The sequence below is a fragment of the Thauera mechernichensis genome, from assembly GCF_029588855.1.
In the GTDB taxonomy this organism is placed as follows: domain Bacteria; phylum Pseudomonadota; class Gammaproteobacteria; order Burkholderiales; family Rhodocyclaceae; genus Thauera; species Thauera mechernichensis.
Map to the genome: position 1 here is coordinate 54684 of NZ_JARQZE010000013.1, position 26705 is coordinate 81388.

Consider the following 26705-nt stretch of genomic DNA (forward strand, 5'->3'; position numbering starts at 1 on the left):
CCGCGCCGTGGCTTGCGTCATCTGCGTGACGCGGGGTGGGGAAGCTCTGCGTCGCCCTGCATGCGGGGATTGAGCTCGGGGAGTGCGGCGTCCAGGTCCTGCCCGGACGCCAAGGTGGCATGCGCGCGCTGCACGGCGTGCCACAGCGCAGGTCCGTTCCAGTGCACCGGGCGCTGTGGTGCTTGTGGGCCGTGCAGATGGCGCACCAGCGCCTCCATGGCCTCGGCGCAGGCAGTGTCGGCGTGAATGCGCCGTCTCGACGCTGGATCCAGGGTTCGTAACCAGACGCGGAACGCGGCGGCGGCCTGCGCGGGCCTGCTCTGCAGGCAGGCACGACGCAGGCGCCAGCGCGCCGTCGTTTCGCTGGCGTGCAGACGCTGCAGCGGACGGCGGATCGTCGCGGCGAGCGCGCTGCGGTGTCGCCAGGCCCAGGTGCCGAGCGCGAGCGTGAGTGCGCCGGCCGGTATCCAGCGCCAGGCCTGCGCGGTGACGGTCCGATGCGAGTCGTCCGGCGCGTCGGCCCCCGGCTCGCTGCCGGGTTCGGCGAACGGGTCCGCGGGCATCGACGTCGCCGAGACCGTCACCGTCCGACCGGGCAGATGGCTGATGCGCACCTTGCGCTGGTCGAGATCCCACCAGGCCAGTTCGACGGCAGGCAGATGCAGCGCGCCAGGCGCTTTCAGCACGTACGTCGCGACGTGCTCCTGGACGGTCCGGGCGGAGTCCGCTTCGGCGGTGCGGGCGGGCGTGCTATGGCGCTGCAACTCCGTGCCCTCGGCGCTCGCCAGCGCGGGCACGGTCGGCGGCAGCGGGGAAGGGGCGTCGGTGACGAGCGTGATACGGCGCCGCAGCATGTCGCCGACCTGCCAGCCCTGGTCCGGGTCGGGCGTGGGCTCCCATTGCTGCTGCAGCGCGAGCGAGCGCGCGGCGACGAACGGATTCAGCCCCTCGGCACCCTTCGGCAGGCGTACTGCCAGACGGAGGGGCGTCGGCGGTGATGCGCGCAAGGGCCGGCCATCGCCGCGTCCGGGCCGGATCTCGAGCGCTGCGGGCGGTCCGAGGATGAGCTCGCCGGGTTGCAGTGGATGGACACGGTAGCGGCGGATCAGCCCGGTCCACCGCCGGCCGTCGATGTCGTCGAAGGCTGCTTCGGGCGAACCGCCGATCTCCTCGACGATGGCAGACCCGGTCGCCAGCGTGGCGGGGAAGTCGACCGGCGCCTGGAACCAGGTGCTGACCCAGACCTCCAGCCGGATGATGATCGGCTCGCCGAGCTCGAATGCCGCGTCATCGTCCTGCCCCGCCGTATCGAGGCCCCAGCGCAGGCGGGCCTCGGGGGCGGCGCGGTCACGGCCGAAGCTGCGCCCGGGGACTGCGGCGGCCGCCACGAGCAGCGCAGTCATGCGCAGCAACTGGCGGCGGCGGGCGTCGGCTCGGCTCGGGCGTGTATTCATCGGTTTGCCGATCCTGGGTGCTCGGGTACCGACGGCTGCGTCTGCAGGGCGAACTTGCGTCGCAGGAAGGCGGCCGGGCTGGTGTCGAGGCGGCGTAGCCAGGCGTCGGCCGCTTCGGCCTCGGCGGGTGACGGGGCGCTGCGCTCGCCGTCCTCTCCCCGCTCGTCGCCCTCGCCGGAGGCGGTGGAGGGTTCGCCCTCGTCTGCGACCGTGCGCGTGGACAGCAGACTGCGCACGCGCGCCTGGTCGGCGAGTGCTTCGGGCCAGCCCGGCATGCGGATCAGGGTCTGGTCGTAGGCGGCCAGCGCTTCGGCGTAGCGGCCGAGGCGAGCGAGCGCCTGCGCCTGGTTGAACCAGGCTGCAGCCGAGTCCGCCTGCGCGAAGGCCTCGGCCGCGGCCTGCCAGCGCCCGGCGCGGGCTGCGGCGATGCCGCGCCAGAGCGGGTCGTCGAAGAGGCCCGCAGCGCGCGCCGGGTCGCCGCGTTCCAGCCACAGGTGGCCCTGCTGGTCGCGGGTGAACCAGAGGTCGACGAAGCCCTGCGACAGGCGAGTCGTCCAGGTCTCATCGTCATCGCCGGCCTGGGCGGGCGAGGGCATCGAAAGAAGGGAAAGCAAGACCATGCCGGTGAGCGCCGGGCCGCAGAAGGCGCGCCAGGGGACGACCCAGCCACGGCGGAAGGACATCAACAGCGCCAGCAGGCCGGGCCAGACCCAGTCCGCTCCGCGATCGCGCCAGCGCGTGTCGGCCGCCGCCGCCGCGGCCTGCTGGCGAGTGATGAGGGCCTGGATGCGTTCCAGGTCGCCCTCGTCCGCGGTCACGCTCACCAGGCTCGCGCCGGTGCGCGCGCGCAGGCTGCGCAGTTCGGTGACTTCGAGGCGGGCATGGCGCAACGCCCCGCTGGCGTCGGTCACCGGCACACCCTCCAGGTTACGGATCGGGCCGCCACGCTCGGTGCCAATCGCCCACACGATCAGGCGGTGGCGGGATGTGGCGGTCTCGCGCTCGGCGCCGGGTTGTTCCGCTTGCGGCCAGGCGGTGGTCAGGAACAGCACCGTGCCGGGAAGCGCGGTTCGCTCCAGCCAGGCATGGGCGAGCGCCAGGGCGGCGGCGGGACGCGCGCCGTCGACCGGCATCAGCGTGGTGGTCAGGGCATCGACGTAGGGGGTGAGGAGCTGGCGGTCGTCGGTGGGGGGCAGCACCAGATGGGCGCTGCCGGCATACACGATCAGGCCGGTGGGTGCGTCGCCGCGGCGCGCCAGCAAGGCGTGCAGCTTCGAGCGCACCCAGGCCAGCCGGCTCGGCGGCAGGTCGGTCGCATCCATCGCGCTCGAGAGGTCGACCACCACCATGAGCGCGGCCTGTTCGCGTGCGAGTGGTGGGGGCTCGCGTTCCCAGGCCGGGCCTGCGAGCGCGACGCTGAAGCAGGCCACCGCCACGGCGAGCGTGTCCGCGGGCTGCACCCCGCGCCGGCGGCCGCCGTGCACGAGCAGGTGCGGAAGCAGTTGCGGGTCGATGACCTCTCGCAGCGCACGCATCTCGTCGCGGCGGCGCCCAAGGACGACCAGCAACAGCGCCAGGAGCAGCCCGCCGAGCGCCCACGGGCGCAGCCATTGCGCGGGCAGGAGGGCGTCGAACCATTCAGTCATTTCGATTCAGCCCGGGTCGGTCCACGACGCGCGATGCCCGCCAGCCGCGCAGCGCGGCGGCTGCCTGGTGGGCAATGATCAGCGCCAGAGCCGTTGCCACGAACCAGTGAAAGAGCGGGCGCCGCGGGCGTTCGGCCAAGAGCGCCTCGTCGCGGCCCTCGATGGCGTCAAGTTCGCGATAGATCTCGGCCAGGCTGTCGCGGTCGTCGGCGCTGAAGGCGCGGCCGCCGGCGATGGCGGCCCAGGATCGCAGTGCCTCGAGATCCGGTTGCTCACCGGCTGCTGCGCTGGCGGTGCCGATGGCGACGGTGTGGATGCGTACGCCCCGCCGTGCGGCGATCTCGGCCGCCTTGGCGGGCGGGATGCGGCTGCCGGTGTCGACCCCGTCGGTCAGCAGCACCAGGGTGCGCTGCGGGGCCGCCGATTGGTCGAAGACCTTGATGGCCATGCCGATCGCGTCGCCGATCATCGTGCGTGAGCCGGCCATGCCAATCTGCGCTTCGGCCAGTAGCGCGCTCACCGCGCCATGGTCCCGGGTGAAGGGCGCCTGCACGTGCGCCTGCTCGGCGAAGATCAGCAGGCCGATACGGTCGTCCGCCCGCCGCGCGAGGAATTCATTGAGCACGTCACCCACCACGCTCAGGCGGTCCACCGGACGGCCATCGGCATCGCGGAAGTCGGTGGTCTGCATCGAGGGTGACAGATCGATGGCCAGCAGCCAGTCGCGTGCCGACTGCACGCGCGGAATCGGCGGCTCCAGCCAATGGGGCTGCATCACGGCGAGCACGCCGGCGCTCCAGGCCAGGCCGAGCGTGAACCAGCCCCTGACGCCGTGCGCGCGGACGATGGCGCCGGCTCGCGGGCGCTCGCCGCTGCCGGCTACCGCAAGTGCGAAGAAGGGCACGCGCAGTGCGGTGTGCTGCTCCCGGTGCGGTGGCAGGGCGACCCACAGTAGGGCGAGCGGCCATAGCAGGGCGGCCCAGGGATGTGCCCAGGCAACGTTCGCCAGCCAGTGCGCCCCCGGCCACGAGCTCATCCGTGCTTCCCCGGGGCGCCTGCTTCATGCTCGACGCGATGCGTGCGGATCCAGCGCTCTACCAGGTCCAGGCTCGGCTCGAGCAGCTCCCAGGGCAGGGTATCGGCGGGGCAATAGGCCCAGTCGCTCAGACTCAGGCCTAAGCCAGTCGAGAACGGTTGGGCGGGGTCTCCCAGGCTGCGGTCCAGCCAGGCATGCCAGGCTGCGCCGTGCAGGGCGGCGACCTCGGTGCGCGGTGCATGGGCGAGGGCCAGCCGGCGCACCAGCGCGGGGATCTGGCGGGCGGCCGCGAGTCGAAGGGCGGGGTCCCGCATTGATGAGCGCAGACGCGCCAGCTCCGCGAGGGCCGCGCGTCGGTGCCGGCCGGCCCGCCAGCGCTGGAGGGATCGCCAGGCCAGGACGGCCAGAGCGGTCAATGCGACTACGGCAAGCACTTCCCAGCCCGGCGCCAGGGGCGACCAGGCGGGAACGGGTGGGACCTGCAGCGGGTGAAGCTGGTCGAGCACGGCCTGGACGTCGATTGCGGGCGGCATGCCCGCTGCCTCGTGCGGCCGCAGGCGCGGCGCGTCGATGCTCTGCATCGGTCGTTCAGCCGCCATGCGAATGCGGTGCACGCGCTGCGGGGCTGGCCATGCGGCGTGCCAGTTGCAGCAGCGCGGGTTCGCTGGTGGTGAGCGGGAGAACGACGCAGCCGATCTCGCTGCGCAGCGCGAGCAGCCCTTCCATGCGCGCGTGCGCGAGGTCGGCAAGGCGGCAGCGCACGCTCTCGTCGGTGTGATCGAGCGGAAGCTGGAGGCTGCCGTCGGTGACTACGAGGCGGACCGGGCGCGCGGTGCCGGGATCGTCGTGGATCGGCAGCAGGACCAGGTCGTTGTGGCGGGCGAGTGCGATCAGCTGCTCGCGGCTGTGCGCGCTCATGCCATCGAAGTTGGACAGCACGACGATGACGGCATCGCGTGGCGCCCGGGCGAGCAGTTGCGCCAGGGCGAGGTCGAACTGTTCAGGGTTGGCTGGACAGGGCGTGTCGGCGTGGAGCTGACGGTTGCGGGCAACCAAGCGGTCGAGAAGGCGCAGCAGCGAGCGCCGACCACGCCCCGGCGTGATGGCGTCGATGCCGTTGTCGCCGAAGACGATGCCGCCGACGCGGTCACCCGCCGCGAGCGCACGCCAGCCCCAGACGGCGGCGGCTTCGCCCGCCACCACCGAACGCAGCGCGCCGCGCCGGGCGAAGAACATCGAGATGCGTTGGTCCACTACCAGCCAGGTGGGGTGTTCGCGCTCTTCGTTGTACACCCGGAGCTGGGTTCTGCCGCTGCGGACGCTCGCCCGCCAGTCGATGCTGCGGGTGTCGTCCCCCGGCAGGTACTGGCGCAGTTCGATGAAGTCCAGGCCGCGGCCGCGCACGCGGGCGCGATGGCGACCGGCCAGTTGGCTGTGGACCGGCGCGCCGCGCGCCGGCCAGCGTAGCCGGCGGACCGGATGTTCCAGTGCCAGCAGATCGCGCAGCGCGAGGTAGACGCCGGGTGTCGGCCCGGCGCCGGGGACCGGCTCCGCGCGCGCGGTCGACACTGTGGTGTGTGCGCGCGACCATGGCCACCAGCCGCCGCGAAGCAGGCGCTGGATCGATGTCATGGCGCGGCGACCACAGCTGCAATGCGATCGATGATCGCGTCTGCCTCCACCCCTGCGGCCAGAGCTTCGTGGCTCAGTACCAGCCGGTGCCGCAGGCAGGGGTGGAGCACGGCGAGCACGTCGTCGGGGCTGACGAAGTCGAGCCCGTGCAGCCAGGCATGGGCGCGCGCGCAGCGGTCGAGTGCGATCGTGCCGCGCGGACTGGCGCCGGCCTCGATCCAGCGCGCCACCTCGGGGCTGAGGCGCTCGGGGGTGCGCGTGGCCTGGATCAGATCGACCAGATAGGTGTCGATTGCGGCCGATACATGTACGGCATGGACTGCCCGCCGGGCGTCGGCCAGCCACCCCGCGAAGCTCTGTTCCGGCTGCGCCGGCGCGGCCTCGGGCGCGCGAGGGGGTGGAGCGATGGGGTTTGCGCCGGACTCCGTGAGGTTGCCGGAATCCGTGTCGTGGTCGCACTGCGCCATGGCGAGGCGCCGACCTTCTTCCTCGCGTACGAGGTGCAGGATGCCGCGTTCCGCATCGATGTCGGGGTAGGCGACCCTGGTTTTCATCAGGAAGCGGTCCGTCTGCGCCTCGGGCAGTGGATACGTGCCCTCGTGCTCGATCGGATTCTGTGTCGCCATCACCAGGAAGGGCCAGGGCAGGGCATGGGTCTTCCCGGCAACGGTCACCTGGCGCTCTTCCATCGCCTCCAGCAGCGCGGACTGCACCTTCGCTGGCGCACGATTGATCTCATCGGCCAGCACCAGTGGGGCGAACACTGGACCCGCCTCGAAGACGAAGCGGCCCTGGCCCGGTTCGGTCTGGTGATAGACCTCGGCTCCGACGAGATCAGATGGCAGCAGGTCGGGGGTGAACTGGATGCGCGAAAGGCGCAGGTCGAGGGCTTGCCCGAGCGCCTTGATCGCACGCGTCTTGGCCAGCCCGGGCAGGCCCTCGAGCAGCAGGTGACCGTCGGCGAGCAGGGCGATCAGGAGCGCGTCGATCAGCTCCGGCTGACCGACGATCGCCCTGCCGAGCTGCCCGCGCAGGCGTGCGAAGGCAGCGCGCGCGGTTTCGCTCATTGTCCTCCCATCCGCAGGGAACCTCCCTTCTGCCGCGGCGGACATGCCTGGAAACTGGCCATGTGGGCGCCGACGGCGTCCGCCACCTGGCCGCCGAAGGCCATTCCCATCTTCATTGCGAGGTCGTTGCTTCTCTGGCCGCCATGGCGCTCGTACGGGTCCATGCGCAGGTTGAACACCAGCGAGCTCGGCTTGTGGCTGTCGAAGAAGCCCTCGCGCGTCTGGAAGTGGCTCTTCCAGGCGCCGATGCGGATCGCCGTGTACTTGCTCTCGTCGTAGTAGTGAACCACGTTGCGTGCCGAGGGGGCATCGCCCGTCCAGTGCGCCAGGTTGTCGACACCGTCGATGCAGACGCCGTCACGCTCCTTGAGCTTGGCCGCGACCTTGTCATGGCCTGCGGCGCTGGCCAGCGTGGTGAACATGTCCTCGTGGGTCTGGATGCCGTTCGATACCTTGCCGGCGGGGATCTTCGCCGGCCAGCGGACCAGCATGGGCACGCGCACGCCGCCTTCCCAGGTGGTGGCTTTTTCGCCACGGAAGGGTGTAGCGCCGGCGTCGGGCCACCAGGCGACCATCGCACCGTTGTCGGTGGTGTAGACCACGATCGTGTTGTCGGTGATCTTCAGCGTGTCGAGCAGGTCGAGGAGCTGGCCGACGTGGCCGTCATGCTCGATTAGCCCGCTGCCGTAGATGTCGAACTCGCTGGAGAGGTTGCTGGCCAGGTGTCGCGACTCGGGCTTCAGGTGCGTATAGATGTGCATCCGCGTGGTGTTCAGCCAGGCGAAGAAGGGCTCACCCGCCTGCGTGGACTGGGTGATGAAGCGCTTGGTGCGCTCCAGAAACTCTTCGTCCACGGTTTCCATGCGCTCGGTGGTGAGCGGACCGGTGTCGCGCACCTTCTGCTTGCCGACCTTGCCGAAACGGGAGTCGACGGTCGCGTCGTCCTCTGCCGTCGCCATGCTGTCGATCACGCCGCGCGGGCGGTAGCGGGCGTTGAAGCCGGGGTCCTTGCGCCACATCTGCAGTTCGGGCTCTTCCTCGGTGTTGAGGTGGTAGAGGTTGCCGTAGAACTCGTCGAATCCGTGCACCGTAGGCAGGTGCTCGTTGCGGTCGCCGAGGTGGTTCTTGCCGAACTGCCCGGTGCGATAGCCTAGCTCCTTGAGCAGCTTGGCCAGCGTCGGGTCGCGCGCGTCGAGGCCGATCGGCGAGCCGGGCAGGCCGACGGTGGTCAGGCCGGTGCGGATCGGCAACTGGCCGGTGATGAAGGCCGCGCGGCCGGCGGTCGAGCTCGGGTGGGCGTAATGGTCGGTGAACAGGATGCCTTCGCGCCCGATGCGATCGATGTTGGGGGTGGGAACCATCATCCCGTGGCTGTAGATGCCGACGTTCGAGTAGCCGATATCGTCGCCCATGATCACGAGGATGTTCGGCCGCTTGGGCGCTGGTGATTGTGCCTGGGCCTGCACGGTGCCGAGGCCGGCGATCGCGGCGGCGAGTGCCAGCCGTTGCCAGCGGCGTTGGGGGTGTCTCATGAGGTCTCCTCTCTCGGGTTGAGGCCGTGGGGGCTGCTACCGGCCAAGGCGGCGGCGGATGGCGGGCATGTCCCTGCGGACCTGTTCGTAGAAATGTGCGAGGCCTTCGCACAGGTAGTTCAGGCCGGGCTCGCCTTCCGGTGTGCGCAGCAAGCGGTTCTTCGGGCACTCGCCCCAGCACAGCTGCAGCTGCGGGCAGCGCCGGCAGTGACCAGGCAGGCTGTCGTGCTTGGCGAGGCCGAAGCGGACCTGCTTGTCGGCGAAGGCGAGGTCGCCCTGGTGCACCTCGCGGATGTTGCCGAGGCGGTACTCCGGATAGACGAAGTGGTCGCAGGCATAGAGTTCGCCGTCGTGCTCCAGCGCCATCGCCTTGCCGCATACCGGCGCGCTGGTGCACATCTGCGCAGGCAGGCCGAGCGATTGCGCGACCGCGGTCTCGAACACATTGATGTGCAGGCGGCCGAAGTCCTGCGCCAGCCATTCCGCCCACACGGCACACAGGAAGTCGCCATAGTCGCGGGCATCGACCGACCACTCGGTGACGATGGACAGCGGGTGGTCGGGCCGTGTGCGTGGCGTGCCGAGCAGCGGCATGTCGGCCGGTCGGGCGAGACCGGGCGCGCGCAGCTTGAAGTCGCGGGTCTCGACGCAGGGCGTGAACTGGATGCGGAAGCTGCCCGGGATCGCGCGCAGGCTGCGATAGACCTCGAGCGGCGCGCGCGCGACGTCGCGATTGACCACGCACAGCAGGGAGAAGGGGACCTCGGCCACCGCCAGCCGATTGGCGGCGGCGATGACGCGATCGTAGGTGGGCTCGCCGCCCTTGGTCGGGCGGTAGCGGTCGTGCAGTTCGCGGGTGCCGTCCACGCTGAGGCCGACGACGAGGCCGTGGGCCTTCAGGAAGGCGACCCATTCGTCGTCGAGCAGCAGGCCGTTGGTCTGCAGGTCGTTCTCGATGCGCTGGCCGGGCTTGCGGTGGCGCGCCTGCAGTTCGACCACGCGGCGGAAGAAGTCCAGCCCCATCACCGTGGGTTCGCCGCCCTGCCAGGAGAACACCACCTCGTCGCCGGTCTGGGCCTCGATGTACTGGCGGATGTGGGTCTCCAGCAGCCCCGTGTCCATGCGCGCGTTGCGACCGTGCTGCAGCAGGTCGGTCTTGTGCAGGTAGAAGCAGTACGGACAGTCGAGGTTGCACAGCGCGCCGGCCGGCTTGACCATGACGTGGTAGCGGTAGTGCCGCCCCGGCGGCAGCGCAGGCAGCTTGCAGCGCGGGGCCGCGCTTGCGACGGGCGTGCTCATGCGGGCAGGCCGAGTTCGGGCAAGTCGAATTCGGGCCAGGCGCCGGACACGTAGGTCTGACAGTTGCCCCAGCCGGTGGCGCCCGTGGCGCTGTCGACGACCTCGATCATGCAGTCGCGGAACTGGTTGAGGATGGCGACCACTTCGGGTTGCGAGCAGTCGGCGAAGTGCTCGCCCTCGACGTGCAATGGGCCGCGGTAGCTGCCATGGTTCTTGCCGTCGAGTCGGTGGTAGCCACCGCCGCCAAGGTAGAAGCCGGTGTCGCCCAGCGGGCGCGCGCGCAGTTCGCGGGTGCTGCCGTCGGCCATGCGCAGATGAAAGACGCCGCCGAGCAGACGGCGGTTGCGCGGGTCGAAACGCAGCGCGGGCTCGATCGCCGCGACCGGCACCCGGCGCCCGTCGGCGTACTCGAAGTGGCCTTGTACCTGCTTCTGTTCGAAGCCGGCCGCCGCGTAATGCAGGTAGTACTGGTGAAAGGCGTAGGTGCTGCCGTCGGCCGCCTGGAAATAGAGCGGGTTCCAGATCGCGAGCACGCGCATGTGCGCGGAATCCACCGGCTCTGGGGCGATGTCGGTGAGCGGCTGCCCGACCGCCGGGCGGATGCCCCAGGAGTGGTCGCGGGTCATGATCCAGGTGTCGGGCGTCACCTCGGTGCGCCGGCCCTCGAGCTCGACCCAGCCGCGGGCATGGCCGGTCTGGTGGTAGCGGATCTGGTCCGCGGTACGGCGGTAGCCGGTGAGGCCACGGCGGTCTTCGCGCGCCTCGACGAAGCAGGGCACGATGCCTTCGAGCTCGAGGTCGAAGGCGATCGGCTGCACGTCGGTCGCCTCCAGCCTCACGCGGATGCGCTTGAGCGGCTCGATGACCTCGTAGTGCAGCGGGCCGACGCCGATGCTGTCGGGCGCATGCGACAACGCGCGGCTGGCCTGCACCGCCCATTGCGCGACCCCGCGCGAGACGCCGCCGTAGCCATCGACCACGTTGCGGTTCACATATTTGCCGAAGCCGAAGCCCACCTGCAGCGAGCCGTCGCGCGCGGCAGCCATGCCGCACACCTTCTCCGTCCATGCGGGGTCGGTGTGCGCGACGCTGGCGAAGGTATCGACGATCTGATGGTTGAAGCCTTCGTCGGCGGCCAGCAGTGGTCCGATGCTGCCTCCGCTCATGGCGTGTCTCCGTGTGCTTTCATGTCCTGTCTCCAGCTTTGTTAGAGTTGAGATGTCCGCGGTGAAAGCGTGTGTCCGAAAGTATGGGACGTGCGCCCGCAGGTCTGGAATTCGTATTGCAGGGCGCCGCATCCGGGATGCAGGTTGCTGATTTGAATATGGAAAATGGCATTTTCCGCGACGTCTGCGGACATGCCTCGCATTCTCATGGCCAGCAAGAAGACTTTACTCATCGACGTACCCGCCCCCGGGCGCCTGCCCGCTCCCCGCAAGCTGCCCACCCAGTCGCGTTCGCGCTCGCTGGTGACGGCACTGGTCGAGGCCTGCATCCACATCCTGGAGCGCGAGGGGGCGGAGGCGCTGACGGTGAACCGGCTTGCCGAGGTCTCGGGCGTCGCCGTCGGCTCGATCTACCAGTACTTCCCTAACAAGGAGGCGGTGGTCAGCGTCGTTTTCAACCACATCCTCCATGAGGAAGTCACCGTCCATGTGCCAGCGCTGCGCGAACGCGTCACGGGCATGCCGCTGGCAGGCGCGCTGCGCGAGATCCTGGAGAACATGGTGCGAGTGGAACTGCGCCTGTACCGCTTGCACCGCGAGTTCCACCTGCGTTACCACGCGGACCTGCAGGTGGGGATGCGCCTGGGCCCCTACGAAAGCTCGCGCCAGTACATCGATGACGCCTGGGGGCCTTTCGTCGCGCTCTACGTGCCCGACATGGATCCGGTGCGGCGTGACATGAGCGCGTACATGCTGTGCATGGCGCTGAGGTCGACGATCCGCGTGGGTCTGGAGGACGCGCCCGAGCGTGTCGAATCGCCGGTGTTCCTGGACTGCCTGCTGGCCATGGCGCTTGGCGTGCTCGATCCGCGACTCCCCCCCGAGCCAGATGCGCCGGGCGTCGGCCAGAATGCGACCGGTGCACGGCCGGCACCGCCTTCTTGACATGTATCGCTTTTAAAAACAGGGCCTTGGCTTCGTTGTTCGGGTTGCGCCAATGCGAATCGCAGCCCTTTCCTGCGCTCCCTATACTGGCTTCGTCCTGACTGCTCCGCAGCTGCGGGGCGCTCGGGCGCCGAAGACGGTGACAAGGAGACTCCCGCATGAACCAGGATCCCGCCGCGATCGTCGCGGCGCTGGCAAGCTGGCTGGCCGAACGCTGGCCGCACAAGCGCAGCATCGAACTGGTGGATGTACGCCCGCCGATCCAGGGTTTTTCGAACGAAACCTGGCTGCTCGACCTGTTGTGGGAAGAGGAGGGCGTGCGCGAACGCATCCCGCTCGTGCTGCGCCTGCAACCTGCCGACATTGCACTTTTCCCGCACTACGATCTGTCGATCCAGTATCGCTGCATGGCCCGCCTGGCCGGTAGCGACGTTCCCGTGCCGCGCCTGCTTGGCGAGGCGGGCGTCCTGTCGGATGAAACCAGCCCGCTCGGGCGGCCCTTCTACCTGATGGAGCGCATGCCCGGCCGTGCGCCCACCGAGAACCCGCTCTACCACCTCGACGGCTGGCTGCACGCGCTGCCCGTTGAGCGGCGCCGTGCAGTGTGGTTGAACGGCGTAGAGATGATGGCGCGCGTCAATCGGCTCGACGTGGCGGTGCTCGGCCTCGATTTTCTCGATACGCCCACGACGGGTGAGTCGCCGCTCGATCGCCAGTTGCGCAGTCTGCGCGACTTCCTCGCCTGGGCCGAGTCGCTTGCCGAGCCGTATCCGCTGCTGCGTGCTGCGCTCGCATGGCTCGAGGCGAACCGGCCGCAGGGTGGGCCGGTGGGCCTGTGCTGGGGCGATGCCAAGCTCGGCAACTGCCTGTTCGACGAGGACGACGATCGCTGCACCGGCGTGCTCGACTGGGAGTCGGCGCACCTGGGCAACCCGGTGGACGATCTCGGCTGGTGGCTCATGCTCGATCGCTCGCTGTGCGATGGCTACGGCTATCCACGCCTCGAGGGCCTGCCTTCGCGAGACGAGACCATTGCCCACTGGGAACGCCACAGCGGCCTGAAGGCGGACAACCTGGCCTACTACGAGCTGTTCTGCGCCTTCAAGTTCGCCCTCATCATGGCGCGCATCGGCTGCCTGTTCATGGACCGCGGCTTCGTTGCGCGCGAACAGCGCATGGACCTGAACAACGGTGGCAGCAGCATCCTGCGCATCCTCGCTGCCGAGCAGGGGCTACCGTTCGTGCAGGGAGGCGAAGCATGCTGACGGCCGCCGACGATTACCCGGTCCATCAGCTGCCCGAGCCGGTGGCTTTTGCCGGCAGCGACCGCAACTTCTACGACCGTTACTACTTCCAGGGCTATGACGCCGCCGGCAAGGTGTTCTTCGGTGCGGCGCTTGGCGTCTACCCCCACCTGAACATCATCGACGCGGCCTTCATGATCCAGCGCGACGGCGTTCAGCACAGCGTCTTCGCCTCCCGCCATCTCGATCACGAACGCATGGATACCCGGGTGGGGCCGATTGCGGTCGAGGTGCGCGAGCCGCTCAAGCGCTTGCGCGTGGCAGTGGACGATGCAGCCCACAACTTCAAGGCCGTGCTGGAATTCACCGGGCTTGCCGCGCCGGTCGAGGAGCCGCGCTTCACCCATCGTGCGGGGGCGCTCACGGTGCTGGACCTGACGCGCATGACTCAGGGCGGCACCTGGGAGGGCGAAATCGCACTCGGCGACGAGTGTCTCGCGGTGCATGGCTGGCGCGGTGCGCGCGACCGCTCCTGGGGCGTGCGCCCGCTGGGCCCGCGCGACACGCGCGCCCATGCCCCTGCAGGTGAGCCGCAGTGGTACTGGCTGTGGGCGCCGCTGCATTTCGACGACTGCATGCTCTTCTTCCACACCAACGACGATGCCCAGGGGCAGGGCTGGAACCGCGCTGCGGTGCTGGTACCGGTCAACGGTGGCGCGCCGCAGAAGCTGGCGTCGGTCAGGTATCAGGCCGCGTACCGGCCGGGCACGCGTCAGCTTGCCGGGCTGCGCATCAGCGCGATCTTGCCCGCAGGTGGCGAAGTCGTGGTCGAGCTGAACTGTGGCGAGGTCGTCTACAAGCAGGGCGAGGGCTACAACCACCCTGTATGGGGGCACGGCATGTATCACGGCGTCTTTGAGACCGCGTTCCAGACCCTGGATACCCGAGTGCTCGACCCCAACGATTTCACCCAGGTGCATCTGCACGCACTGTGCAGCGCTGAACTGCACCGACCCGGTCAGGCGCCCCGTCGCGGCCAGGGTGTGGTGGAACAGATGATCGTCGGCGCGCATGCGCCGAGCGGGTTCAAGGGGTTGCTCGACGTCGCTGCGTGAGACGTTCAGCCCGATCTGATGTGCACAGGATTGAAATAACGATGAGCAAGGTTCTGACCCGAATCGACGGTCATGTATTGACCGTCACCATCAACCGGCCCGAGGCGATGAACGCGCTCGACCCGGAAACCCAGGCGCTGATGTCCGCGGCCTTCGACGCCTTCGCGGCCGATGACGAACTTTGGATCGCCGTCGTGCGTGGCGCGGGCGGGCGGGCGTTCTCGGCCGGCGGCGACATCCGTGCGATGCGCACCGCGCTCGAAGGCGGTGCCCCCTACACCATTCCCGCCACCGGCTACGGCGGCCTCACCAGCCGCTTCGATCTCGACAAGCCGGTGATCGCCGCGGTCGAGGGCATCGCCATGGGCGGCGGCTTCGAGGTCGCGATGGCCTGCGACCTCGTGCTCGCCAACCGCAGCGCCAGCTTCGCACTGCCCGAGCCGCGCATCGGCGCCGTCGCCTACGCCGGCGGCATGCACCGCCTGCCGCGCCAGATCGGCATGAAGCGGGCGATGGAGCTGCTGCTGACGGCGCGCAGCATCGATGCCGAGCAGGCGGCGGAGTGGGGGCTGGTGAACGAGGTGGTGGACGACGGCGCCATGGACTTCGCCATCGCGCGCTGGTGCGCGCTGCTGTGCGCCAACGCGCCGCTGGCGCTGCGCGCGACCAAGGCCGCGGTGCGCGACGGCCTGGCGCTGCCGCTCGACGAGGCGATCCGCCGCCAGGATGCCGGGGGCTACCCGGCCATCGAGGCCATGCGCGGCAGCCGCGACGTGGTCGAGGGCATCATGGCCTTCAACCAGAAGCGCGCACCGTCATGGGAGGGGCGCTGATCCGCGACCACGCTGGCGCGCCCCTGCACTCATGCATCAGGCCGATCCTTCGGCCTCAACCCGGATGAACCTCTCCATGCAACAGACTGATACCGATCTCGCGGCGGCCTTCGCCGACATCGTCGCGCGGCGCGCGTCGACACGTGCCTTTCTCGCCGAACCGCTGCCGCGCGCCGACATCGAGCGCGCCCTCGCGCTCGCCTGCCGGGCGCCCTCGAACTGCAACACGCAGCCGTGGACCGTCGCCGTGGCGTCCGGCGCTACCCGCGACCGTCTCGCGGCAGCCATCTCCGCCGACATGATGCGCGGCCACATGGCGCCGGACCTGCCCTACGACGGCCGCTATGCCGGCGTGTACCGCGAGCGCCAGGTTGCCGCCGCCGAAGCCCTCTATGGCGCAGCCGGCATCGCGCGCGACGACAAGGCCGGGCGCCAGGCGCAGTTCATGCGCAACTACGCGTTCTTCGGCGCGCCGCATGTGGCCTTCTTCTTCCTGCCCGCAGGTTTCGGCATCCGCGAGGCTGCCGACCTGGGCATGTGCGCGCAGACCTTCATGCTGGCGCTCACGAGCATGGGGTATGCGAGCTGCCCGCAGACTGCACTCAGTTTCCATCCCGAGCGCGTGCGCGCCGAGTTCGACATCGCCCCCGGCGCCCAGCTCCTGTTCGGCGTGTCCTTCGGCCGCCCCGACCCCGCCGCGCCGGTCAATGAGGCGCGCGTCGGGCGCGACGTGGCCGCCTGCACCCTGATCAGGGAGGATTGAGATGGACAGCTTCGACTATGTCGTGGTGGGCGCGGGCAGCGCCGGCTGCGCGGTCGCTGCCCGCCTCTCGGAAGACCCCGCCTGCAGCGTGCTGCTGCTCGAGGCCGGCGGGCGCGACGACAACCTGATGATCGACATGCCCGCCGGCTGGGGCAAGACGCAGGAGCCGTCCAGCGCTTTCAACTGGGCGTTCGAGACCGAGGCCGAGCCTGGTCTTGGCGGCAGGCGCGTGCCCCTGCCGCGCGGCAAGGTGCTGGGCGGCAGTTCGGCGATCAACGGTCTGCTCTATGTCCGCGGCCAGCACGAGGACTACGACGACTGGGTCGCCGCGGGGGCGCCGGGTTGGGGTTGGGCCGAGATGGCGCCTTACTTCCGCCGCATGGAGCGCAACCTGGGCATTGTCGATGAGCACCATGGCGAGGACGGCCCGATCACGGTGTCCGACCTGGTCGACCCGACGCCGCTGGCCGAGGTGATGATCCGTGCCGCCGAGCAGGCGGGCGTTCCCCGCACCCGCGACTTCAACGGCGCGCGCCAGGAGGGCGTCGGGCCCTACCAGGCGACGATCGCGCAAGCACGCCGGTGTTCGGCGGCGCATGGCTATCTGCGCCCGGCACGCGCGCGGCAGAACCTCACGGTGCACACGGGGGCGATGGTTGCCGGCGTGGTGATCGAGGGCGGGCGGGCGACCGGGGTGCGCTACCGTCTCGGCGGGCAGGAGCGGGTCGCTGCAGCGCGCGCCGAGGTGATCCTGTGCGCCGGCGCCATCGGCTCGCCACAGATCCTGATGCTGTCGGGCATCGGCCCGGGTGCGGAGTTGGCGCGCCACGGCATCCCGGTGCGCGTCGATGCGCCCGCCGTGGGCGCTGACCTGCAGGACCACCTGGTGGTGCCGCTGATGTGGCGGCTGCGCGACGGCCAGCCGTCCATGAACCCGCGCCTGGGCGGGGCGCGCGGGCTGCTCGAAGTGCTGAACTACCTCGTGCGCAAGCGCGGGGCGATGACCATGCCGGCGGCCGAGGTCGGCATCTTCCTGCGCAGTCGGCAGGATGTCGTACGCCCGGACTTGCAGTTCCACGTGTTGCCGCTCTCGGGCGACCTGGACGGCGAAGACAAGAAGCTGCATGCCTTTCCGGGCTACACGCTGGCGCCCAACGTCTGCCGGCCGAGTTCGCGCGGCGCAGTCAGCCTCGCGTCGGCCGATCCCGCTGCGCGGCCGCGCCTGCGCATGAACTACCTGAGCACCGACCACGATGTCGAGCTCACGCTGGCGGGCATGGAATGGGCCCGGCGCATCGCCGCGGCCCCGGCGCTGGCGGCGATCACGGCGGGCGAGGTGTATCCCGGGACGGCAGCGACCACGCGCGAGCAGCTGGTGGACTATGCCCGCCGTGCCGGCACCACCGGACATCATCCGGTGGGCACCTGCCGCATGGGCAATGACGCCGCTGCCGTGGTCGATACCACGCTGGCGGTGCGCGGCGTGGCAGGCCTGCGCGTGGCCGACGCCTCGGTGATGCCGCGGCTGATCTCGGGCAACACCAATGCCACCGCGATCGTCATCGGCGAGCGCGCGGCCGAGTTCGCCCGCGCCGCACGATGCTGATGCCGAATGCCACCTGAAGCGAGGATCGAGATGAAGATGAACAGTGAAGAGGTGGCGCGCCTGCAGGCGGCAGACGAGACGGTGCTGCGCGCCTGCCTCGAGGCGATGAAGGCTGCGCAAACGCGTGACGGCCCGCCGGATGTGGCGCTGCGCATGGATCGCCTGACACGGCTGATGGTCCTGCTGCGCGATCGGGCGGACGATTTCTGTGCCGCCCTCGACGCCGACTTTGACGGGCGCGCGCGCGAGACCTCGCTGATGAGCGACGTCATGGCGACCTTCAACACGGTCAAGTACGCGCGTGGGCGGGTACGACGCTGGATGAAGCCCGAGCGGCGCGACGGTGTCGTCCCGTTCAACCTGTTCGGGGCCCGGGTCGATGTCCAGCGCATGCCCAAGGGGGTGGTGGGCATCCTGGGGCCGTGGAACGTGCCGCTATTCACCACCCTGGCGCCGCTGGCATTCGCGCTCGCTGCAGGCAACCGCGCGATGCTCAAGCCGTCGGAGTTCGTGCCGCGTACGTCGGCCCTGCTGCAGTCGGCAGTGCAGGATGTGTTCGCGGCAGACGAGGTGGCCGTGTTCACCGGCGATGCCGCGGTTGCCGGCGCTTTCAGCGCCTTGCCCTTCGATCACCTGGTGTTTACCGGTAGCACGACGACCGGCATCCGGGTGATGCGGGCGGCAGCCGAAAATCTTGTGCCGGTCACGCTCGAGCTGGGCGGCAAGTCGCCGGTGATCGTCGGTCGCAGCGCAGATGTGGGCCTCGCCGCGGAGCGCATCGTGACTGCGAAGGTGATGAACGGCGGGCAGGTCTGTGTCAGCCCGGACACGGTGCATGTCGCGGACGAGCTCGTCGAGCCCTTCATCGTGGCGTGCGAGGCGGTCCACCGCCGCCTGTTCCCGCCGGCGGCGGGCGATGCCGCGTTGACGTCCGTCATCGACGCGCGCCACTTCGCCCGCATCCGCGGCTACGTGGACGAGATTCGCTCGGCAGGCGGGCGTGTCGTGGACTGCGGTGGAGGCCTGGCCACAGGCGGCCGCAAGCTGGCGCTGCATCTGGTCGTCGATCCGCCAGCCGGCAGCCGGATTGCACGGGAGGAGATCTTCGGCCCCGTGCTGCAGGTGGAGCGCTATGCGGACATCGCCGCGGTCATCGACCGCATCAACGCCGCTCCGCGTCCGCTTGCGCTGTATTACTTCGGTACCGACCGTGCTGAGGAGCGCCAGGTCCTCGAGCGCACCCTGTCCGGCGGTGTGGCAATCAACGACGTGATGCTGCAGGTCGCCGCACACGATGCGCCCTTCGGCGGTGTCGGCGCCTCGGGCATGGGGGTGTATCACGGGCGCGAGGGGTTCAACGAGTTCTGCCATCCGCGCACCGTGTATCGCAGCGGCTGGTGGGACCCGCGCAAGGCTTTGGGGCTGGTGCCGCCGTATTCGAAGAAGCTATACGGGCGCTTGTCGAAAGCGCTCAGGGTGTGACGCATCGCGGCCCCGTCTCGACGGGGCCGCGCCGTTTCAGAGCAGTGCGCCGATCGCGAACGGCAGCCCGACCAGTCCGGCCCAGCCGAGCCGTCCCCAGGTGGCGAGCGCGGCCGACTGATGATTCCACAGCCCGAGCGCGCCGAACGCGCCCATCGCACCGGCGCCGTCGATCCAGAAGCCAGCCAGCCCACCCAGGCCGAGCAGCCCGAGTGCGCGGATGCCCCCGCCTGCGCGTTCGCGCGCAACCGGTTTGCGCAGGCCTGCGAGTCCGGCCAGGCCGATAAGGCCGATCAGCCCCAGTAGCGGTACCACTTGCATCATGTTGCAGGTTCTCCGGGTGCAGAAGAAAAAAAAGGCCTGCTTTAGAGGGCAGGCCATCAAGGCTGAAACGGACGAGGGAGGTGGGTCAGGCGACCGCTTCAGGTTCGGTGTAGGGCGCGATGCCCTTGGGTACGTAGTAGCCCTCGCACTGCTCGAGGTACTCGTTCTTCTTCGCGCGCGGGTTGTAGAACTGCTTGTACCAGATGCGCGCCTTCATGAACGGGCCGTCGCTCGGGATGAAGAGACCGTTCAGGCAGGGGCCCTTGTTGGTCCACACCTCGAAGTCCTGTGCGAAGGCGAGGCGGCTGGATTCCTGGAACTGGCGTGCGGCGATCGTGTCCGGCAGCGTTGCCACGGCATTGCCGCCGGGCGACTTGACCAGCAGTGCATGCCACACCTTGAGCGAACCATCCTCGACCGGGGTGTGCGTGATCATCAGCACCGCGTCGTACAGGCCGGTGAGGTGGGAGATCAGCACGCCGGGGCCGTGGTACACGGTGATCGTGTGCAGGACGGGGCTGACGCCGTTTTCACCCACCAGCGTGCGGTGCGGGCCGCACTGGCGCTGGATGGCGTGGTGGCCCTTGAACTCGTTCTCGTAGCGCTGCACGGTCGAGCCGTGGATCGGGCTGAGATGGCCGTAGTCGCAGATGTTGTCGATCACTTCCTGCGGATGCTGCTGGAGCATGCCGAGGTGGTCGAACTTCCAGTGCACCCAGGCCGGGTCGTTCCATTCCTTGAGGCTGGGGTGGTCCCACTCGGGTTCGCCGCCTTCGGGGTCGTACCACACCCAGATCGCGCCCAGGCTCTCGACCACCGGCCAGGACTTGACGCTTGCTGCGGCCGGGATCGGACCTTCGTGGTAGGGGATGTCGTTGCACTTGCCGTCGGCGCCGAAGCGCCAGCCGTGGTAAGGGCAGCGAATGCCGTCACCGTCGACGTTGGAGCCGCCGCCGTCCAGCACCACGTAGGAGGTGTTGTTCGGCGCGGCGAGGTGGGTCTTCATGTGCGGGCAGTAGGCATCGAGCAGCACGACCTTGCCGGTCTCGCGGCCACGGTAGAGCGCGAAGTCCTGGCCGAAGAAGCGTACCGACAAGGGCTTGTGGGTATTGAGCTCGGCCGCTTCGGCGATCATGAACCAGCCGCGCGGAAAGGTGAATTCACCAAGGCGATAGTCTTTTGTCGTGGCCATGAGGCCCTCCTCCTCGTCAATGCGTGTTTTGGATTGGTCGCTCGGTGCCCATGCCACACCCTGCGATGCGACCCGATTCTGGTCGCGCCGGCAACGGGGCACATCCTCTGTTTGGACGATGGTCAAGGCCGGGGTGGCGTTTGTGGTAGCGGACGGGCATCGTCCTTTTGGACGTGTTCCCGGCACCCGCTGCCGCATAAGGTGCGGAGCGATAAGGACTAGAACGACCACGACAGTGGCCAACGGAGGCGACATGGCTGAACCCCGGAGCGCACCACGCGCACAGACCCCCCCGGTCGACGAACAGATCGAGTTTCCGCATGAGGCGCCGACGCCCGACGGCGCCGCCGTCACGCTCGCACCCGGCGTGCTGTGGGTGCGCATGCCGATGCCGATGCAGCTCGACCACATCAACGTGTATCTGCTGCGCGACGGCGACGGCTGGTTCATCGTCGATACCGGCCTCAACACCGAGCGCACCCGTGCGCTCTGGGACGAGGTGATGGCGCGGCATTTCGACGGGCTGCCGCTAAAGGGCGTGATCTGCACGCATTTCCACTACGACCACGCCGGGCTGTCGGCGTGGCTCACCGAGCGCCACGCGGTGCCCCTCTACATGACGCATGGCGAGTACTACACCATGCGCACGCTGGCCGGGCCCCCGCCCGAGCCGCTGCCCGGTTCGCTGCTGCAGTTCTACCTGCGTGCGGGGATGCCGCGCGAGCGTGTCGACGAGATGTTCGCCAAGCTGCGCCGCGACCCCTTCATGCCGCCTCAGCCGCGCGCCTTCAGCCGTCTGCGCGAGGCACAGGTGCTGACGATCGGCGGGCGCGCGTGGCGTGTGGTGATCGGCGAGGGGCACTCGCCCGAGCATGCCTGCCTGTACTGCGAGTCCGATCGTCTGCTGATCGCCGGCGACCAGTTGTTGCCGCGCATCACCTCCAACGTTCTGGTGACCGATATCGAGCCCGAGGCCAACCCGCTGCAGCTGTGGCTGGACTCGCTGGACCGCCTTGCCTGCCTGGCGCCCGGCACGCTGGTGCTGCCCTCCCACGAGCGCGTGTTCAGCGGGCTGCACCGCCGGGTGCACGAGCTGCAGGTGCATCATCAGGGGCAGTTCGATATCGTGCGGGACCACCTGCAGGCGTCGGGCGCGTCCACCGCGTTCGAGGCCAAGGCACGACTCTTTTCCCGTCCGCTCAGTGCCGTCGAGGACATGATGGCGCTGGGCGAGACCATTGCACACCTCTCCTGGCTGCGTTACGCCGGCCAGGTCCGACGGGTGCTGGACGATGACGGCATGTATCGCTTCAGCCTCGCGAACTGATCTTCAGGAGTGACCCATGTCCCAGCTTTCCGAACTTGCCCATAAGGTCCGCGCCCAACTGACGGCGCCCGGAGCGCCCTTCGAAGTCGTCGAAGAGGTGGTCCGTGGCCAGGCCTTCCGCGTCTATCGCAACGCCTTTCGCACGCTGCCCGAGCTGCTCGCCAGCGCGCGTGCACATGGCGACAAGCCCTTCATCGTCTATCAGGGCGAAACCTGGACCTTTGCGCGCTTCTTCGCCGAGGCCGACGCGCTCGCGGCGCAGATGCGCGAGTGGGGTCTGGGGCCGGGGGCGAGGGTCGCCATCGCCATGCGCAACCGGCCCGAATGGGGAGTGGCCTTTGTCGCTGCGGCGCTGATCGGCGCGGTACCGGCGCCGCTCAACAGCTTCGGCCTGGGAGAGGAGTTGCACGACGCGCTCGCCGATGTCGAGCCGCAGCTGTTCGTGTGCGACGTCGAGCGCCTCGAGCGCGTCGGTGGCGCTGTCCGTGTCGGCGGCTGCCGCGTGCTGTGTGTTGGCGATGGGGCCGTGCCTGAGGGCGTGGCGGCGTATGCCGAGCTGGCCGCGCGCGCCGCAACGCCTGCTGCGCTCCCCGCGCTGCAGCCCGACGACCCGGCCCTGATCCTGTTCACCTCGGGCGCCACCAGCCGCGCCAAGGGCGTGCTGTCCTCGCAGCGTGCGGTGTGCCAGGCCTTGTTCAACATCGACTTCATCGGCGCGCTGTCGGGCATGACCTCGCCCGAGGTGGTCGCCGCGCTGATGGCGCGTGGCCTGCCGCCGACCACGCTGACCGCGGTGCCGCTCTTCCACGTCAGCGGCCTGCACGCCCAGCTGCTGACTTCGTTGCGCAACGGCCGGCGCCTGGTCTTCATGCCGCGCTGGGACCCGGAGAAGGCGATCGAGTTGATCCGCGCCGAGCGCATCACCCAGTTCAATGGTGCGCCGTCGATGGTCATGCAACTGCTTGCTCAGCCCGGCTTCGACGACCCCGCCGTCACCGGCAGCCTGGGCGGGCTGGGCTTCGGCGGCGCAGGCCTGCCGCAGCGCCTGATCGACGAGGTGATGCAGCGCAAGCCGAATTCGATGTCGGGCATCGGCTTCGGGCTGACCGAGACCAATGGCGTCGCCGCAGCGACCTCGGGCAGCCTGTTCGCGTACAAGCCGCGCAGCTCGGGCCTGACCTCGCCGATCATCGAAGTGCGGGTGGTGGATGCCGCTGGGCAGCCGCTGCCACAGGGCGAGCAGGGCGAGATCTGGCTGCGCGGCGTCACCGTCATGGACGGCTACTGGCGCAATCCGGAGGCGAGTGCAGCGGCCATGAGCGAAGGCTGGTTCCGCACCGGGGACGTCGGCTACCTGGACGAGGAGGACTTCCTCTTCGTCGTCGATCGGATCAAGGACGTGATCAACCGCTGCGGCGAAAAGATCGCCGCCGCCGAGGTCGAGTCCTGCCTGCTGCATCTGCCGGATGTCCTCGAGGCCGCGGTATTCGCCGTGCCGGACGAAGACACCGGCGAAGCGGTGGCCGCGGTGCTGTCGGTGCGCGAGGACTCGGCCCTGGACGCCGAGGCCGTACGCGCGCACGTCGCTGCCCACCTGGCGGCCTACAAGGTGCCGGCGGTGGTGCAGGTGCGCAGCCAGGCGCTGCCGCGCAATCCGGCCGGAAAGCTGCTCAAGGGCCAACTGCGCGCGGCCTTCGTCGCTGCGCCCGAGCACTGAGTTATTTCCACTTCTGGACTTGATTTAGTCCCATCGGACGATGTGACGAGTGACCCAGCGGAAAAACAATGGCACCGGATGCAAAAGCAGCGCTTTGGGAAAACCGCCCTGCCTGCATCCGGTCAGCCGGATCAATCGGGACACTTAGAACGCCCACCAGGAAGGAGACGTAAATGATCAAGACCCGCATCTGGGTACCCGTCATGACGACGATCGCGTTGTCGATGACTGCGAGCAGTGCCATGGCCAAGGTCAGCGAGGCCGAAGCCGCCAAGTTGGGCAAGGAGCTGACCTGCGTGGGTGCCGAAGCCGCCGCGAATGCCGATGGCAGCATCCCCGCCTTCTCCGGCAAATGGCTGGGCAAGCCGCCGCACGTGGAATACACGCCGCATGTTGGTCAGCATCCGGTGGACGTGTACCCCGAGGACAAGCCGCTGTTCGAGATCACTGCGGCCAACTACGAGCAGTACGCCGACAAGCTGAGCGAAGGCCAGGTCGGGATGTTCAAGCGCTTCCCGGATACTTTCCGCATGCCGGTGTATCAGAGCCGTCGTGATTTCCGCTATCCGGACATCATCTGCGAGCTGGCCAAGAAGAACGCGCTCGAGGCCGAGCTCATCGATGGCGGCCTGGGCTACACCGGCTACAAGGGCCCGGTCGGCTTCCCGATCCCGAAGGAGCCGATGGAAGTCCTGGCCAACATGAACTTCCCTTACCGCGCGTTCACCGAGCACGTCGTTCGTGACATCGCGGACGTTTCCTCGAACGGCAGCATCACCTGGGGGCGCCAGGTCAACAAGAACCTCAACGTCGTCACTTCGCCGGGCGAACTGGGCAAGCCGATGGAGGGCCTGATGGCCTACTCGATCTCGGGCACGCTGCTGCCCGAGCGCGACCGCGGCAGCTTCACCGCCTCGCAGGAACCGGTCAACTTTGCGCGCGCCAAGCGTCTGGCCTGGCAGTACGACCCGGGCACCCGCCGCGTGCGTCAGCTGCCGACCTACGGCTTCGACTCTCCCATGGGTGGTACCAGCGGCAAGATGACCATCGACCAGGACCGCCTGATGAACGGCGACCCCAGCCGTTACGAGTGGACCCTGCAGGGCAAGAAGGAGATGTACATCCCCGCGAACGCCTACCGCATCCATTCCAAGGACGTGAAGTACGCCGACCTGCTGACGAAGGGGCACGCCAAGCCCGACTACATGCGCTACGAGCTGCGTCGTGTCTGGGTGCTCGAAGGCAAGCTCAAGGAGGGCTTCCGCCACGCCTTTGGCAAGCGCGTGCTGTTCATCGACGAGGACAACTGGCAGGCCTCGGTGGGCGACTACTACGACCAGCGCGGCCAGCTCTGGCAGCACGCCTTCATCAACCACTTCTACGCTTTCGACCTCAACGCCTGGCAGGCCGGCACCGCCTTCTACCACGACCTCAACGCCGGAGCCTACGTTGGCTTCAACCTGATCCAGGAGCGTGACAACGCGTGGGTGCTGAATGCCGGCGACCTGACCCCCGACATGTACACCCCCGCCGCGCTGCGTGCGATGGGCCAGTGAGCGATCAAAGCAAACGATAGGGAGCACGCAGCATGAAACTGCACAAGAAGATGAAGCCGGTCGCGCTCGCCGTGATCGGGATGGGTGTGATGGCACCGGCTTTTGCCGGCAAGGCGATCGAATTCGACAACGGCATGGTCCTTGACTGGCGGGTGAACACCACCTACACGATGTCGACCCGGCTTGAGTCGCGCGATCCCCTGCTTGCCTCGGAGGCGACCAACGCCAACGGCAATGATGGCAACAACAATTTCGGTCGTGGCGATCTGACGGCAAATCGCCTGGGTCTGCTGCTCGATGCACACCTGAAGAAGGGCAATTCGGGTTTCGTGCTGTCGGCCAGCACCTTCTACGACGATGTCTATCATCGCTCGAATGACAATTCGTCGCTGACCGCACCGAACAAGCTTTCCGGCCCTGCGGACGAATTCAGCAGCGCCACCAAGCGCTACCATGGCGGCTACAGCCGTCTGCTCGATGCCTATGGCTACACCTCTTTCGGTGTCGGCGAGCAGGGCAGGGCGACGGTCCGTCTCGGCAAGCACGTGGTGTCCTGGGGCGAGGCGCTGTTCTTCCCCGGCATCTCCCTGGCGCAAGGTCCGGCCGACGGTACCAAGACGGGCGTTCCCGGTACCGAAGTCAAGGACCAACTGCTGCCCGAGGACCAGTTCTCGATCCAGTACGAAGTCAATGACAAGTGGTCGCTGCTGGGGCATGTCCAGTACAACTGGCATGAGACCATCGCTCCGGCGGTCGGCTCGTTCCTGAGCACGAGCGACATCACCGGCCCGGGGGCTCAGTGCCTCAAGGTCAGCGGCTTCTGTGCAGTGCGCCGCGCGGCTGACGATCGACCGGGCAAGACTGGGCAGTGGGGCATCGGTACCCGCTATCGCGTGACGGATGAGACTGAGGTGGGGCTCTACTACCTCAACTATCACGACCGCACCCCGAATGTGGACACGAACTTCATCAGCGGCCCGTCCTACCAGATTCGCTACCAGGAGGACGTCAAGCTTGTCGGTGCGACCCTGAGCACCACCTTTGGGGTCGCCACGCTCGGCATGGAGGTGTCCTACAAGATGGATGCCCCTGCCCTCGTGAAGACAGCGCTTTCGGGTAACGTGATTCCCACCTCGACCACGGCCGACATTCTTCAGACCAACATCAATACCTTCATCAACCTTGGCCGTACGTGGATCGCTCCACAGTCGCAACTGCTGGCTGAAGTGTCCTATGTTGACGTGCGCAACCCGGTTGCCCGACGCGTCCCTGGCGCGAGCGCCCTGCCCGGAGCGTTTGTCGATTTCTTGGCGCCCGAGAACAAGGACCTGTTCTTCGGCAGTCACGGCATGGCCTTCCAGGCGATGCTGATTTCGAGCTACCCGGGCATCATCGAGAACTGGGAGCTGGGCACCAACGTTGCTTATGCTCGCCAGATCCAGGGGCGGACTTTGCTCGGTGGCGTGGGCGGCGAGGGTGATCATCGTTTGAGTGTCGGCGCAACGATGACCTACAAGCGCAACTTCCAGGTCGGCCTGACCTACCTCGGCTACTTGGGCGACGCCAACCTGGGCCGTCTCGGCATCGAGAGGCCGAAGAACTTCCGCGGCCTGACCGACCGCGACCAGCTCTCGCTCACGATGAAGTATTCGTTCTGACCAGCGACTGTCGTCCTCAGTGCCCGCCGGTGCATCTTGCCCGGCGGGCATTTTTCGTTGACCCGGCGCGATGGCGGGCCATGCCACTGCTGAAAGGGCGCTGCCCGTCAT

At 68.5% G+C, this 26705-nt stretch carries 22 protein-coding genes; 11 read left to right on the top strand and 11 right to left on the bottom strand.

All coding sequences use genetic code 11. The annotated features are described in order from the left end of the window. Nucleotides 1–17 precede the first annotated feature (17 nt). From P7F68_RS15345 to P7F68_RS15385, 9 genes are read right to left on the bottom strand one after another with little or no spacing between them, the layout of a single operon-like run. Nucleotides 18–1454, bottom strand: coding sequence for a BatD family protein (locus P7F68_RS15345; RefSeq protein ID WP_277834423.1), 1437 nt, complete (start codon nt 1452–1454; stop codon nt 18–20). Next, nucleotides 1451–3100 carry a VWA domain-containing protein gene (locus P7F68_RS15350; RefSeq protein WP_277834425.1) on the bottom strand — a complete coding sequence of 550 codons (1650 nt, stop codon included), beginning with the start codon at nt 3098–3100 and terminating at the stop codon, nt 1451–1453. Before P7F68_RS15350 ends, P7F68_RS15345 begins: the two co-directional genes overlap by 4 nt. Continuing rightward, nucleotides 3093–4136, bottom strand: coding sequence for a VWA domain-containing protein (locus P7F68_RS15355; protein ID WP_277834427.1), 1044 nt, complete (start codon nt 4134–4136; stop codon nt 3093–3095). The genes P7F68_RS15350 and P7F68_RS15355 overlap by 8 nt, the downstream gene beginning before the upstream one ends. Further along, nucleotides 4133–4735, bottom strand: a complete 603-nt coding sequence (locus tag P7F68_RS15360) for a DUF4381 domain-containing protein (RefSeq protein ID WP_277834430.1) — start codon at nt 4733–4735, stop codon at nt 4133–4135. Before P7F68_RS15360 ends, P7F68_RS15355 begins: the two co-directional genes overlap by 4 nt. Then, nucleotides 4725–5768 (bottom strand): DUF58 domain-containing protein, encoded by a 1044-nt coding sequence (locus tag P7F68_RS15365; protein ID WP_277834432.1) that lies wholly within the window; start codon nt 5766–5768, stop codon nt 4725–4727. Before P7F68_RS15365 ends, P7F68_RS15360 begins: the two co-directional genes overlap by 11 nt. Further along, complete coding sequence (locus tag P7F68_RS15370) at nt 5765–6835, bottom strand: AAA family ATPase (RefSeq protein ID WP_277834434.1); 1071 nt, start codon at nt 6833–6835, stop codon at nt 5765–5767. The genes P7F68_RS15365 and P7F68_RS15370 overlap by 4 nt, the downstream gene beginning before the upstream one ends. Next, nucleotides 6832–8367 (bottom strand): arylsulfatase, encoded by a 1536-nt coding sequence (locus P7F68_RS15375; protein WP_277834436.1) that lies wholly within the window; start codon nt 8365–8367, stop codon nt 6832–6834. Before P7F68_RS15375 ends, P7F68_RS15370 begins: the two co-directional genes overlap by 4 nt. A gap of 36 nt (nt 8368–8403) precedes the next feature. Beyond that, nucleotides 8404–9666, bottom strand: coding sequence for an anaerobic sulfatase maturase (locus P7F68_RS15380; protein ID WP_277834438.1), 1263 nt, complete (start codon nt 9664–9666; stop codon nt 8404–8406). After that, the gene (locus P7F68_RS15385) at nt 9663–10832 is read right to left on the bottom strand and encodes an Rv3169 family protein (RefSeq protein WP_277834440.1); all 1170 of its coding nucleotides are present in this window, start codon (nt 10830–10832) and stop codon (nt 9663–9665) included. The genes P7F68_RS15380 and P7F68_RS15385 overlap by 4 nt, the downstream gene beginning before the upstream one ends. A gap of 192 nt (nt 10833–11024) precedes the next feature. On the opposite strand from P7F68_RS15385, the gene P7F68_RS15390 reads away from it, so the two are divergent. The 7 genes from P7F68_RS15390 to P7F68_RS15420 all read left to right on the top strand — a co-directional run bounded on the left by P7F68_RS15390 (nt 11025) and on the right by P7F68_RS15420 (nt 18820). Further along, nucleotides 11025–11777, top strand: coding sequence for a TetR/AcrR family transcriptional regulator (locus P7F68_RS15390; RefSeq protein ID WP_232431602.1), 753 nt, complete (start codon nt 11025–11027; stop codon nt 11775–11777). A 158-nt stretch (nt 11778–11935) separates the two neighbouring features. Then, on the top strand, nt 11936–13042 hold the full coding sequence (locus tag P7F68_RS15395; protein ID WP_277834444.1) for a phosphotransferase family protein: 1107 nt from the start codon (nt 11936–11938) through the stop codon (nt 13040–13042). Next, on the top strand, nt 13036–14136 hold the full coding sequence (locus tag P7F68_RS15400) for an Rv3169 family protein (protein ID WP_277834446.1): 1101 nt from the start codon (nt 13036–13038) through the stop codon (nt 14134–14136). The genes P7F68_RS15395 and P7F68_RS15400 overlap by 7 nt, the downstream gene beginning before the upstream one ends. A 41-nt stretch (nt 14137–14177) precedes the next feature. Then, entirely contained in the window at nt 14178–14969 is a 792-nt protein-coding gene (locus P7F68_RS15405) for an enoyl-CoA hydratase-related protein (protein ID WP_002939090.1), read from the top strand. Between the two features lie 76 nt (nt 14970–15045). Beyond that, nucleotides 15046–15732 carry a nitroreductase gene (locus P7F68_RS15410; RefSeq protein ID WP_002939088.1) on the top strand — a complete coding sequence of 229 codons (687 nt, stop codon included), beginning with the start codon at nt 15046–15048 and terminating at the stop codon, nt 15730–15732. 1 nt (nt 15733) lies between these two features. After that, nucleotides 15734–17338: a GMC family oxidoreductase gene (locus tag P7F68_RS15415; RefSeq protein ID WP_277834448.1), complete on the top strand. Its 1605-nt coding sequence runs from the start codon at nt 15734–15736 to the stop codon at nt 17336–17338. Nucleotides 17339–17368: 30 nt separating this feature from the next. Further along, nucleotides 17369–18820, top strand: a complete 1452-nt coding sequence (locus tag P7F68_RS15420; RefSeq protein ID WP_277834450.1) for an aldehyde dehydrogenase family protein — start codon at nt 17369–17371, stop codon at nt 18818–18820. Between the two features lie 36 nt (nt 18821–18856). Here P7F68_RS15420 and P7F68_RS15425 read toward each other — a convergent pair whose 3' ends face one another. After that, a complete protein-coding gene (locus P7F68_RS15425) occupies nt 18857–19144 on the bottom strand; it encodes a hypothetical protein (RefSeq protein WP_002925129.1) in 288 nt (95 codons plus the stop codon). An 85-nt stretch (nt 19145–19229) separates the two neighbouring features. Next, the gene (locus P7F68_RS15430) at nt 19230–20336 is read right to left on the bottom strand and encodes an aromatic ring-hydroxylating dioxygenase subunit alpha (RefSeq protein WP_002925128.1); all 1107 of its coding nucleotides are present in this window, start codon (nt 20334–20336) and stop codon (nt 19230–19232) included. A gap of 253 nt (nt 20337–20589) precedes the next feature. Here P7F68_RS15430 and P7F68_RS15435 point away from each other — a divergent pair, with 253 nt between their 5' ends. The 4 genes from P7F68_RS15435 to P7F68_RS15450 all read left to right on the top strand — a co-directional run bounded on the left by P7F68_RS15435 (nt 20590) and on the right by P7F68_RS15450 (nt 26594). Further along, nucleotides 20590–21663, top strand: a complete 1074-nt coding sequence (locus P7F68_RS15435; RefSeq protein ID WP_002939078.1) for an MBL fold metallo-hydrolase — start codon at nt 20590–20592, stop codon at nt 21661–21663. A gap of 16 nt (nt 21664–21679) precedes the next feature. After that, nucleotides 21680–23380, top strand: coding sequence for a class I adenylate-forming enzyme family protein (locus P7F68_RS15440; protein WP_277834454.1), 1701 nt, complete (start codon nt 21680–21682; stop codon nt 23378–23380). 173 nt (nt 23381–23553) lie between these two features. Continuing rightward, complete coding sequence (locus P7F68_RS15445) at nt 23554–24936, top strand: DUF1329 domain-containing protein (protein WP_277834456.1); 1383 nt, start codon at nt 23554–23556, stop codon at nt 24934–24936. A 32-nt stretch (nt 24937–24968) separates the two neighbouring features. Further along, on the top strand, nt 24969–26594 hold the full coding sequence (locus P7F68_RS15450) for a DUF1302 domain-containing protein (protein ID WP_002939072.1): 1626 nt from the start codon (nt 24969–24971) through the stop codon (nt 26592–26594). Nucleotides 26595–26705 lie beyond the last annotated feature (111 nt).